This window comes from Bradyrhizobium sp. Kon56, from assembly GCF_055807635.1.
In genome coordinates this window covers 127,606-139,600 of record NZ_JBVVOU010000006.1, presented here as the reverse complement: position 1 = coordinate 139,600, position 11,995 = coordinate 127,606, and the positions used below count along the sequence as shown (strand labels likewise).

General features: G+C 64.8%; 10 protein-coding genes. 3 read left to right on the top strand and 7 right to left on the bottom strand.

Annotation, left to right across the window (positions count from 1 at the left end):
* Nucleotides 1-141: 141 nt before the first annotated feature.
* The 3 genes from AC0L3B_RS12225 to AC0L3B_RS12215 form a co-directional block, all read right to left on the bottom strand.
* Entirely contained in the window at nt 142-597 is a 456-nt protein-coding gene (locus AC0L3B_RS12225; protein WP_018454658.1) for a hypothetical protein, read from the bottom strand.
* A 76-nt stretch (nt 598-673) separates the two neighbouring features.
* On the bottom strand, nt 674-1,045 hold the full coding sequence (locus AC0L3B_RS12220; protein WP_026232783.1) for an ElaB/YgaM/YqjD family protein: 372 nt from the start codon (nt 1,043-1,045) through the stop codon (nt 674-676).
* Between the two features lie 78 nt (nt 1,046-1,123).
* Nucleotides 1,124-2,236, bottom strand: coding sequence for an AI-2E family transporter (locus AC0L3B_RS12215; RefSeq protein WP_473380428.1), 1,113 nt, complete (start codon nt 2,234-2,236; stop codon nt 1,124-1,126).
* A 208-nt stretch (nt 2,237-2,444) separates the two neighbouring features.
* On the opposite strand from AC0L3B_RS12215, the gene AC0L3B_RS12210 reads away from it, so the two are divergent.
* Both AC0L3B_RS12210 and AC0L3B_RS12205 read left to right on the top strand, forming a co-directional pair.
* The gene (locus AC0L3B_RS12210) at nt 2,445-3,263 is read left to right on the top strand and encodes a L,D-transpeptidase (RefSeq protein WP_473380427.1); all 819 of its coding nucleotides are present in this window, start codon (nt 2,445-2,447) and stop codon (nt 3,261-3,263) included.
* A gap of 17 nt (nt 3,264-3,280) precedes the next feature.
* Nucleotides 3,281-3,934, top strand: a complete 654-nt coding sequence (locus AC0L3B_RS12205) for a DUF2865 domain-containing protein (RefSeq protein WP_473380426.1) — start codon at nt 3,281-3,283, stop codon at nt 3,932-3,934.
* A gap of 48 nt (nt 3,935-3,982) precedes the next feature.
* On the opposite strand, the gene AC0L3B_RS12200 is transcribed toward AC0L3B_RS12205, so the two are convergent.
* Nucleotides 3,983-6,076: a methyl-accepting chemotaxis protein gene (locus AC0L3B_RS12200; RefSeq protein WP_473380425.1), complete on the bottom strand. Its 2,094-nt coding sequence runs from the start codon at nt 6,074-6,076 to the stop codon at nt 3,983-3,985.
* A 272-nt stretch (nt 6,077-6,348) separates the two neighbouring features.
* Here AC0L3B_RS12200 and AC0L3B_RS12195 point away from each other — a divergent pair, with 272 nt between their 5' ends.
* A complete protein-coding gene (locus AC0L3B_RS12195) occupies nt 6,349-6,504 on the top strand; it encodes a Thivi_2564 family membrane protein (RefSeq protein ID WP_007599832.1) in 156 nt (51 codons plus the stop codon).
* Between the two features lie 97 nt (nt 6,505-6,601).
* Here AC0L3B_RS12195 and AC0L3B_RS12190 read toward each other — a convergent pair whose 3' ends face one another.
* The 3 genes from AC0L3B_RS12190 to cysD form a co-directional block, all read right to left on the bottom strand.
* Entirely contained in the window at nt 6,602-8,767 is a 2,166-nt protein-coding gene (locus tag AC0L3B_RS12190) for a malate synthase G (RefSeq protein WP_085351744.1), read from the bottom strand.
* A gap of 294 nt (nt 8,768-9,061) precedes the next feature.
* Nucleotides 9,062-10,978, bottom strand: coding sequence for an adenylyl-sulfate kinase (cysC, locus tag AC0L3B_RS12185; RefSeq protein WP_085351745.1), 1,917 nt, complete (start codon nt 10,976-10,978; stop codon nt 9,062-9,064).
* 19 nt (nt 10,979-10,997) lie between these two features.
* Nucleotides 10,998-11,792 (bottom strand): sulfate adenylyltransferase subunit CysD, encoded by a 795-nt coding sequence (gene cysD / locus AC0L3B_RS12180; RefSeq protein WP_026232781.1) that lies wholly within the window; start codon nt 11,790-11,792, stop codon nt 10,998-11,000.
* Between the last annotated feature and the right edge of the window lie 203 nt (nt 11,793-11,995).

The following is an 11,995-nucleotide window of genomic DNA, read 5'->3' as shown; positions in this document are numbered from 1 at the left end:
TTAGCGGCAACCGCCTGCCTATCCGAGTAGCGTTTGCGTGATGGCGCAGGCAAACGGCGCGAAATTGGCGCGGGGCCGCCGGTGCCGATTGGATAGACGCGTTCGCGGGACCCGTGACGAAATTTTCCAACCCGGTAGCTGCTACTCGGCAGGCTCAGCCGAGGCCTCGTCGGGTACGCCAGCGCGGCTCGCCATGAGTCCGAGGGCGACGCCGCCGATCGCCAGGATCGGCAACAGCCGCTTGATCCCGATGGCGCGAACGATCTGGAGACCGGTGGCGAGCAGCATGGGGTCCGCGAGCATGCTCGAGGCCGCCGATTTCGTGGCGCGCTCGGCCGCGATATGAGCTTGCTTGCGCAGCTGCCGTTTGTAGACCCAATAGCTCACCGCCGCGGTCAGGGTCAGCAGAAAGAAAATGCCCGCACCGGCGAGGCAGGCCTGCACCGGACCATATTTGTTGAGCACCGAAATGAATGCCGCCGCGCACAGGAAGCACGTGGTGATGAAGAGTGCGAACGCCGCGCCTGCTGCCAGCGAGGTCAGCCGCACAGTGGTGCCGGTGGATGCGCTGATCCCGTCGATGATGCGCTGAAACATGGTCTTGCTCCTCAGATCCCCACAAGCCGGCACCGGCGGCGCCGCTGCGCCACCGTCTCGATACCCGTTCGCGATCTCAGCGACGCCAGACCGCGCCGATCAGGAAGCCGATGCCGAGCGCAAGCCCGACGGTCGCGAGCGGCCGCTGCGTGATCGCGTCCTCCAGCGTCTCCTCGATCGAGCCGTAGGCCTCCTGTGCCGCGCCCATCATCGCGCTGCCGCGTTCCGACATGTCGTCGATCGCGGAATCCACGTTCTCGCGCGCTTGGCTATAGCCGCGGCGGGCTTGCTTGCTGGAGGAGTTGGCAAAAGTATTGAGCGCGTCGGTGATCTGATCAGTGAGGGCGGCGATATCGCTTTTCACGGCTGCTACATCCTTCTCGAGGCGTTCTCTGGTGGCTTTGTCGGTCCAGTCTCTCATCCCGGCTTCGGCATTGGTGGTGGACATCAGGGGCTCCGAGCTGTTGACGGTTGAGACAGCCGGGAAACGTTTCGTCGTGGTGTAAGTTCCGTTCACGGAAACCGGTCAGTCCTGCGGGAGCTGCGGCGAATCCTCAGGCAACAGATGCTCCTTCAGGATCAGGGCGACGATCAGCAGCGGTGACGACAGGAACGCGCCCATCGGGCCCCACAGCCAGGTCCAGAACGCCAGCGCCAGCAGCACCGCCAGCGCATTGAGCGCCAGCCGCCGGCCGATGATGGTCGGCGTGACGAAATGTCCCTCCAGGAAGGTGATGCCGCCAAAGGCGAGCGCCGCCATCAGGCCGCCGCTGACGGTCGGGAAGGTAACCAGTCCCACCACGACCAGAATGGCGAACATGGCCACCGGTCCAATGATCGGAATGAAATTGAGGGTGGCCGCGAGCGCGCCGAGGCCAGCCGGATTGGGCATTCCGGTGAGGGCGCAGACGATTCCGGCGGCGACACCGACGCCGACATTGATCAGGGTCACAGTCAAAAGGTAGTTGCCGAGATGGACCTCGATCTCGTTGAGGATGCGAAGCGTGCGCAGCCGTGCGTCATGATCGCTGAAGGTCATGATCATTGCCCGTCGCAGGTCGCGCCAGCTGGCGATGAACAGGATCAAGGTGACGAAGAACAGCAGGAATTCGGTAAAGGTCGGTGACAGGAATTCAATCGTCGGCTGCACCCACTCGAATTTCGGCATCTGGAAGCTTGGCAATCCCTCCGAGCCGCCGAGCATCGTCTGCAGCTCTCGCCACAGCGCCAGCGGCCGGTCGAACACGTGGACCTTGTCTTTCAACTGCGCGCCGAGTTCGGGCAGGCGCGAGCTCCATTCCATCGCCGGCGAGGCGATCAGCGCGACGATGAAGCCGACCACGGCGGTCACCGCGAACACGATCAAGGCGGCGGCGAGCGCGCGCGGCACTTTCCGCTTCTCCAGGAAGGTCGCTGCCGGCGAGAGCATCGTGCCGGTGACGAACGCCATCACGACAGGCAGAAAGAACGCCTTTCCGATATAGAGCACCGCGACGATCGCGATGAGGAGCAGTCCGGCGAGCGAGAAGGCGACGAGTTCGGTGCGGCGGATCACCGGCGGGAGTTCGCCGTGGCTCTCGGGAAGCGGAGTGCCTTCGCCATTGCCGGGAGTCATACGTTCACTGGGAAGGACGCGCACAATACCTCTCCGGCACGGAGACTTCGGCCCTCGCGCCCATGACCAGAGGAGAACGTCCTCGCGCCCTGCGGGTTCCATCGCGGCTTCGTGAGAAGCGCTCGCTTGACTGTGACGTCGCTGCTGCATCCCGCCGCGGAACTGTAGCGGTTGGGCCGCGTTGAACAAACCAGCGCATCACCCTGATGCAGGCATCCACACGGGGCAGCACATGACGAGGTTCTCTGCAGTCCGACGCCGCTTATCGCCGCGCCGCATCACCGCTTTTGCCTTCGCAACCGCTTTGCTGGGAGTGCCGTTCGGCGCCGCAAGCTCACAGACGCTGGGCTACACCTATCCGCAAGATCAGGCTTACCCGCAGGACCAGGGCTATTCGCAGGGTTATGCGAGCCCAAGCTATGCGAACCAGGGCTATGCCAACCAAGGCTATGCAAGCCAGAACGCGCAGGCGCCCGACGAGGATGCCGCGCTGCCAGATCGCCTGCGCAGGCAGATCGTCAGCTTCGACCGCAGCGAGCCAGCCGGTACCATCGTCATCGATACCAACAATACTTATCTTTACTACGTGCTCGGCCAGGGCCGCGCGATCCGTTATGGCGTCGGCGTCGGGCGCGAGGGCTTCACCTGGTCGGGCGTGCAGAGCGTCAGCCGCAAGGCGGAATGGCCGGACTGGCATCCGCCGGCTGAGATGATCGCGCGCCAACCCTATCTGCCCCGCTTCGTCGCTGGCGGCCCCGGCAATCCGCTCGGCGCGCGTGCGATGTATCTGGGTTCGAGCGAATACCGCATCCATGGCACCAACGATCCCGCCACGATCGGCAAGTTCGTCTCGTCCGGCTGCATCCGCATGACCAACGAGGACGTCACCGACCTGTTTGGCCGCGTCAATGTCGGCGCCAAGGTGGTCGTGCTGCCGAAGAACGCGCCGCTGATGGCGAAAGGCAGTGATTCCGTGCGCAAGCGCCCGGCCGTGACGGCGCTGCCCTCGGGCCGGCAGGCGCTGAACATTTCGAATTCGGCCGTGAACTAAGCGTCGAGTGAGGTCACATGAAGAGACGTTCGATCGGCAAACTCGCCGGTGGCGCGGCGGCAGTCGTCGCCGTTGCCTCCTTCGGCCTCGCGCTGACGCCATCCGCCCATGCGGAGGACTTTTTCTCGGCGCTGTTCGGCGGCTTCCGCGGACGGCCGGCGCCCGAGATTCGCATGCCGTTCCAGACCGATGACACGCCGCGCTACGACCCGCCGCGCCAGCGGGCCTCCTACGGTGGCGGCACGGCCTATTGCGTGCGCGGCTGCGACGGACGTTATTTCCCGGCGCAGGGAAACGATTCCGAGAGCAAGGCGCAATCCTGCAAGAGCTTCTGCCCGGCCTCGGAGACCTCGCTGGTCTATGGCGGCAGCATCGACGACGCGACGACGGACAAGGGGAAATCCTATTCCGACCTGCCTAACGCGTTCCGCTATCGCAATGAGATTGTCGCAGGCTGCACCTGCAACGGGAAGGATCCGGTCGGGCTCGCTCAGGTCAAGGTCGACGACGATCCCACCTTGCGCAAGGGCGACATCGTTGCGGGCGCGGACGGCCTGGTGGTCGCGAGCCGCAATGCCAACGACCGCCGCGGCGTCGCGATGAATTTCTCGCCGCTGCCCGATTCGGTGCGCGCAAGATTCCGCCAGGTGCCGGTGGTGGCGAAGGAATAGGCCTCAACGTCGTCCTGGCATTCGCCAGGACGACACCGAGAGTGTGGGCTATGCCGCGCGGATCTTGCCGAGGAAGTCGCTGACCTCGTGGCCGAGCTGGCGGCTCTGGCTCTCCAGCATCTCGGAGGCGTGTTTCACGTTGTCGGCGGCAGCGGCAGCAGCGTCTGCATCGGATTTGACGCCGGTGATGTTGTCCGAGACGTTCTTGGTGCCCTGCGCCGCAAACTGGGTGCTGCGGGTGATCTCTTGCGTGGCCGCTCCCTGCTCCTGCACGGCGGCGGCGATTGCGGTCGCGACCTCGTTCACTTCGCCGATGATGCCGCCGATGGTCTGGATGGCGCTGATGGCGTCGGCCGCCACCTTCTGGATGTCGGCGATCTGCTCGGAGATCTCCTCGGTCGCCTTCGCCGTCTGGCTCGCCAGCGACTTCACCTCGGAGGCGACCACGGCAAAGCCGCGACCGGCCTCGCCGGCGCGGGCCGCCTCGATCGTGGCGTTAAGCGCGAGCAAATTAGTCTGCTGCGCAATAGTGTTGATCAGGCCGACGACCTCGCCGATGCGGCCGGCCGACTTTTGAAGTCCCTGCACCGTGCCGTCGGTCTCGCGCGCCTGGGTCACGGCGCGGCTGGCGATGCCCGCGGCATGCGCGGCCTGCTGACTGATGTCGTTGATCGAGGCGCTGAGCTCTTCGGCGGCGGCGGCGACGCTGTCGACGCTCATGGAGGCGTCATTGGAGGCCTTGCCGGCGACCTGCACGCGGTCGTTGGTCTGCCGCGACACCGTGGAGAGATCACCCGAGGTCTTGCGCATCTCGCCAGAGGCTTCGCTCAATTCGCCGAGCGTTTTGCGCACCGCGCCCTCGAACTCGCCGACATAGGTCTCGACCGCGCGCTGGCGCGCGGAGGCGCCCGCATTGCGTTCGCGCTCCTGCGCCTCGATCGTGAGCTTGTCGTTGGCCTGCTGCTTGAAGGTCTCCAGCGCGCCGGCAAGCGCGCCGATCTCGTCGTTGCGGTCGAGATAGCCGCTATCGACGGCAAGGTCGCCGCCGGCGACCTTCAGCATGGCGTCCCGGATGGTGTTGAGCGGAGTGATGACGCGGCGGCTGACCAGCATGATCGCGCCGACGGCAAGCCCCACGGCGAGCGCCAGCAGCGTAAGCTGCACGATCAGTGCGCGCTGTGCGGCGCCGCGCTGCTCCTGCGTGTGGATCTTGGCAGCATCGAGCGCACCTTCTGCCACTGTGACGGCGCTCGCCATGCGGCCGACCGTGAGCGGGCTCCATTGGTTCGCCGTCATCTCGGGCTTCTCACCCTTGACCAGCGCGTCGGCGAGACGGTCGCGCAAGGCCAGATATTGCGGCTCGAAATACGAGGTCTTGGCGGAGGCCATCGCGGAGGCGAGCCCCGCCGGCAACTGCATGCCGGACGTCGACAGCTCCAGCGCCTTCCACATCGCGCTCGTGCCGCCGACATGTTGGGTATAGGCGTAGCGGCCCTCCGTCGTGATCTTGCCGGCGGCCAGCCCGGTCGAGACGATCAGCGATGCTTCGCCTGCGGTGTTGCGGAGCAGCCAGGCGTTCTGCTTGATCGACAGCAGCTGGTCGATCGCGGCGTCCAGGTGATTGACCGTGGCGGCCAACGTGTTCGAGAGCTTGTCGAGCGTGTCGAGCAGGCCCTGCGTTGTCTCCATATATTCCTTGGGCAGACCGGCGCGGCGTTGGTCCTTCGGCTTGGCTACATCCTCCCAGAACTGCTTCTGCTCCTCGATCAGCAGCTTGTAGAGGCGCGCAAGCTCCGGTACCAGCGTGCCTGATTGCGGAAAGTCCATGGCCGGCAGCAGCTCGATCGCGCGCGCCATGGCGGGCATTTGGGCATCGCGCAGCGCGCGCAGATATTTCTCGATCTCGCCGTCCATCGGCTCGGTCGCATTCAGGAGGCGGACCGTGGTCGAGCGGTCGGTGCGCAGATTGTGCATCGCCTTGAACAGATCGGCGGACGTGTCGGCGATCTGCGAGATGCGGTTGGCGGTCTTCAGGCGATCCCAGGACTCGTAGGCGGTGAGCGAGAGCGCGATCGCCACGCAGATCGACGTGATCGCGATCACCGCCTTCAGCAGCGCGGATACGGTCAGACGATTCAGCATCGAAGTCCCCAATTCCCAATACAAAGTTCGTAAAGGCGCCCCGGCAACAGCAGAAAAAGGGGCCCGTCAGACAAGGCAATCGCATGCCGTTTGCGGCTCAGGGCCCAAACGGTTTCCGCATCTGAAAGGAAAAGGGTAAAGTTTTCAGCAGGCCGGCTGATCGTAGAAGTACGTATTTACTAGAAGTTGCAAAGGGTTGCGTCGATGGAACCAAGCCACGAGCTGCGCGTTAGGAGACTGTCAGCAATTTTGCCTAAAGGGGGGTCCTAGCGATGCTGGTTGGCGTACTCGTCACCTTTCTCGTCGTCATTCTCGTACTTTACCTCATCAACATGCTGCCGATGGACGGCCGCGCCAAGCAGATCGCGCGCGTCGTCGTCATCATCATCGGCATCGTCTCGCTGCTGAAATATCTGGCAGTGTTTTAGCCGGGCGCTTAGCTAGCGCAACGAAAAAGCCCCGGCGCGAGCCGGGGCTTTTGGTGTTCTAGTCGGGTCGGCAGGCCGCCTTGTCAGCCAGGCGTTGTCAGCCAAGTACTTTGGCCTCGCGGCGGCGGGCGGTGAGGATGTATTCGGTGTAGCCGTTCGGCTGCTCGCGTCCCTTGAAGATGAGGTCGCTGGCCGCCTTGAAGGCTGTGCCGTCGAAGGCGGGCGCCATCGGCTTGTAGATGGGATCGCCCGCATTCTGCTTGTCGACGACCACCGCCATGCGCTTGAGCGATTCCATCACCTGCGCCTCGGTGATCACGCCCTGATGCAGCCAGTTGGCGAGGTGCTGGCTGGAGATGCGCAAGGTGGCACGGTCTTCCATCAGGCCGACGTCGTGGATGTCAGGCACCTTCGAGCAGCCGACGCCCTGGTCGATCCAGCGCACGACATAGCCCAGAATGCCCTGGCAGTTGTTGTCGATCTCCTGCTTGACGTCGTCGGGCGCCCAGTTCGACTTCGACACGGGGATGGTGAGGATGTCTTCGAGCTTTGCCCGTGGGCCGCCCTTGGCGAGCTCCTGCTGGCGCGCGGTGACGTTGACCTGGTGGTAGTGCAGCGCGTGCAGCGTCGCGGCGGTCGGCGAGGGCACCCAGGCGGTGGTAGCACCGGCCTGCGGATGGGCGAGCTTCTGCGCCAGCATGTCCGCCATCTTGTCCGGCGCGGCCCACATGCCCTTGCCGATCTGGGCATGGCCGGGCAGGCCACAGGTCAGGCCCATATCGACGTTCCAGTCCTCATAGGACTTGATCCAGGGCTGCGCCTTCATCTCGTTCTTGCGGATCATCGGACCCGCCTCCATCGAGGTGTGGATCTCGTCGCCGGTGCGGTCGAGGAAGCCGGTGTTGATGAACATGATGCGCTTGGAGGCGCGCTGAATGCAGGCCTTGAGGTTGACGGTGGTGCGCCGCTCCTCGTCCATGATGCCGACCTTGAGCGTGTTCTCGGGCAGCGACAGCATCTTCTCGACGCGGTCGAAGATCTCGCAGGTCAGCGACACCTCGTCGGGGCCGTGCATCTTCGGCTTGACGATATAGGCCGAGCCGGTGCGGCTGTTCTTGACCTTGGAGTTGCCTTTCAGATCATGGACAGCAAGAAGCCCGGAGACGGCGGCGTCGAGCAAGCCTTCCGGAATCTCCTCGCCCTTGTCGTCCAGCACCGCGTCGGTGAACATGTGGTGACCGCAATTGCGCATCAGCAGCAGGCTGCGGCCGTGCAATTTCACTTCGCCTTTGCCGTCAGGCATCTTGTAGCTGCGGTCGGCATTGAGCGAGCGCGTCAGCGTTTTGCCGCCCTTCTCGAAATCGGCCGACAGCGTGCCGTTCATCAGGCCGAGCGTGTTGCGATAGACCAGCACCTTGTCCTCGGCATCGACGGCAGCGACCGAGTCTTCCATGTCGAGAATGGTTGAGACCGCGGACTCCATGACCATGTCCGCGACGCCGGCCGGATCGTCCTTGCCGATCGCGCTGGTGCGGTCGATTTTCACCTCGACATGCAGGCCGTTGTTGGCGAGCAGCACCGCGCTTGGTGCGGCTGCATCGCCCTGGAAGCCTGCGAATTGCGCGGCGTTCTTCAGCGCGGTGGCGTTGCCGCTCTTCAGCTTCACCGCGAGCTGGCCCGCGACCACGCTATAGGCGGTGACGTCGGTGTGACTGCCGGTCGCCAGCGGCACGGCGGCATCGAGGAAGGCTTTCGCTTTTGCGATCACCTTGTCGCCGCGCGCCTTGTTGTAGCCCTTGCCGCTCTCGGATGGATCGTGCGGGATCGCGTCGGTGCCGTAGAAGGCGTCATAGAGCGAGCCCCAGCGCGCATTCGCCGCGTTCAGCGCATAGCGTGCGTTGGTCAGCGGCACGACGAGCTGCGGGCCGCAGATCTTGCCGATCTCCTCGTCCACATTGGCGGTCTCGACCTTCTGCGTCGCCGGCTCCGGGAGGAGATAGCCGATCTCCTTCAGGAAGGCGGTATAGGCGTTGAGGTCGAACGCCTTGCCCTTGTTGGCCCGGTGCCAGTCGTCGATCTTGGCCTGCAACGTGTCGCGCACCGCCAGCAGCGCGCGGTTCTTCGGCCCCAGCTCCTTGATGATGGCGGCGAGCCCGGCCCAGAACGCATCCGGCGCGATCCCCGTTTTCGGGGCCGCTTCCTTGGCGATGAAATCGAACAGGACGGGAGCGATCTTCAGTCCGTGGGCGTCGACGCGTTTCATGATGGGCTTTCTTGTTGGAAATGGCTGTTTTTGGCTGCTTTTGACCCGACAGCAGCAAAATGCGCTCCAAGGAGCGGCTTTCGGGGTCTTATTAGCCCCAAAATCGGGGCCGTGAGAAGGCCCCCAAAAGTTGTCAAAATGTCAAGGCGAGGTGGGCGGCCCACGCACGGTGTCATTCCCCGCGAAGGCGGGGAAATCCAGTACGCCGCGGCCTCTCGCCTGAATCACTGCTGTCGGTGGAATGCTGGGTCGCCCGGTCAAGCCGGGCGACGACAGCGGAGCAGCAGCCCGGCTTCAAATATTCGCGGCGAGGTCCACGAGTTCGTCGAACAGCACGCCGGTCGTCTTGAGCATCTGTTCGATCTCGTCCGCCGCCTCGGCGACCGTCCGCGTCGAGGTGTCGATCACGAGCTCGGCGGCCTCGGGCCGCTCGTAGTCGGTGCCGATACCGGTGAACGACGCGAGCGTGCCGGCGCGGGCCTTCTTGTAGTGGCCCTTGGGGTCGCGCTCCTCGCAAATTTCCGCCGGCGTCGCGACGTAGATCTCGCGGAACGACGTGTCGGCGATGCGGCGCGCGGTGGCGCGGTCCTCGCGGGCGGGCGAGACGGCGGCGACAATGGCGATGTGGCCGTTACGGGCGAGATGCGTCGCGACTTCGGCGAGGCGGCGGATGTTCTCGCTGCGATCGGCGGCCGAGAAGCCGAGATCGCTGTTGAGCCCGGCACGCAGCGTGTCGCCGTCGAGCAGGATCGGTGAGCCGCCATTGCTGAACAACCGCCGCTCCAGCGCCTTGGCTAGAGTCGACTTGCCGGAGGCGGGGAGGCCGGTGAGCCAGACCACGGCGCCGTTGTGACGATAGCGCGCGGAGCGTTCGTCGGGCCGCAGCGCGGATTCCACCGGCACGATGTCGACGGGCAGGGCACGCTGCCCGGCATCGACCGACAGCACGAGACCGCCGCCGGCGATGCGCCCGGACACCTCGATCACGAGACGGCCGGTGCGGGGATTTTCCGTGTAGGGATCGGTGGCAATCGGATTCGAAAGGGAAATGTCGATCTCGCCGACATGGTTGCGGCCGATTGCCTTGTTCTCGACGCTCGACAGCTCACCGGGATCGACCGCCTTCTCGATGGCGACGACGGTGGCGCGGCTTTCCTTCGGTCCGCAGCGAACCAGGAGCTGGTCGCCCTTGGCCAGCGGCTTGTCGTGCAGCCAGAAGATCCGCGCGCGCAGCCGTCGTGTCTCGCGCGGGGCGCTGTTCGTATGCGCGATAATGTCGCCGCGCTCGAGGAACAGCTCGCGGTCGAGCGTGATGCCGACCGAGCGGCCCGCACCCTGGCGGCCTGCGACCGGCGTCACCGGCCAGCTCTCGACCGTCTTGATTCTGGCGATCTTGCCGGCGGGCATGATCACGATTTCGTCGCCGGCGATGAGGCTGCCGGATTCGATCCGGCCCGCCACGATGCGGCGGTCGTCGAACTTGTAGATCGCCTGCACCGGCAGCCGCAGCGCCAGCGCCTCCAGCGGCCGCGCCGGTTCGAGCCTGTCAAGCGCCTCGACCACGGTCGGACCCTTGTACCAGCCGATGCGGTCGGTGCGCTCAGCGACGCCGTCGCCGTCGCGGGCGGAAATCGGGATCACGGCCGTGGGCTTCACACCGAGGCCTTGCAGATGCGCCGAGATCTCGTCGCTGATCTCCTTGAAGCGCGCTGCGGAGAAGTCGACGCGGTCCATCTTGTTGACGACGACCGCGACCTGCTTCACGCCGAGCAGATGCAGGAGATAGCCGTGCCGCCTCGTCTGGTCGCGCACGCCTTCGAGCGCGTCGATGATCAGCACCGCGCCGTCGGCCTGCGAGGCGCCGGTGATCATGTTGCGCAGGAATTCGGCGTGGCCGGGCGCGTCGATCAGTACGATGTCGCGCGAATTGGTGCGGAAGCGGATCTGCGTGGTGTCGATGGTGATGCCCTGGTCGCGCTCGGTCTGGAGCGCGTCGAGCAGGAACGACCATTCGAACGGCATGCCGCGCCGCGCGCTGACGGCCTTGAGCATGTCGAGCTTGCCGTCGGGCAGGCTGCCGGTCTCGTGCAGCAGGCGGCCGACCAGCGTCGACTTGCCGTGGTCGACATGGCCGACGATGACGATGCGGACCTGCGGACGCGTGGTGCCGTTCGGGGTCGCGGGGGATGCGGGGGTGACGATCATGTTCATACGACGCTCGCGTCCTTGATCAGAGATAGCCGGCGACGCGCAGGCGCTCGAAAGCGTCCTCGGTCTCGTGGTCGAGCGCGCGGCCGGAACGTTCCGGCACCTTGGTCTGCTCGAGTTCGATCAGGATCTCGTCGATAGTCGACGCGTTTGAGGCGACCGGATTGGTGATGTCCTGATCGCCCAGCGAGCGATAGCGCTTGCCGTTTTGCGACAGATACAGCGGGATGATCGGGATGTTCTCGCGCTTGGTGTAGGCCCAGATGTCGGACTCGGTCCAATGCAGGATCGGATGGATGCGCAAATGCGCGCCCTGCGGCGGCGACGCATTGAAATGATCCCAGAACTCCGGCGGCTGGTCGCGCACGTCCCAATTACCCTCCAAGCCGCGCGGCGAGAACACGCGCTCCTTGGCGCGCGTCGCCTCCTCATCGCGGCGAATGCCGGCGATCAGACCGTCGAAACCGTATTTGGCGAGCGCCATCTTGAGGCCCTCGGTCTTGCGCGCGGCGGAACGGGCGGCGGGCGGCAGCGTTGGGTCGACGGCATCAATCGGCGGGCAGGGCTCGACGCGCAGATCGAGATCCCATTCCTTGCCGTAGTGATCGCGGAAGCGATACATCTCCGGAAACTTCTTGCCGGTGTCGACATGGAGGGCCGGGAACGGCAGACGGCCGAAGAATGCCTTGCGCGCCAGCCAGATCATGACATTGGAGTCCTTGCCGAGCGACCACAGCAGGGCGATCTTCTTGAGGCGGCCGAAGGCTTCGCGGAAGATGTAGATGCTCTGGGCCTCGAGCTGGTCGAGATGGTCCATGCTCGGGGCAAGGTCAGAAGAAAATTCTTGCGCGGGCACGCGCTCGGCGAGAGCGGGGCTGCTCAGCCCGCCAGCAGTGGAATTGTCCTTGAGAAGATGCATCTCTGCCACTTTGCGTTTGGAGGCGAAAATTCTATAGTTGCGGTGCAAGAGAGAAGAAAAAATTTTCTCTTTGCGCGCCTGAAACGACACATATATAGAAA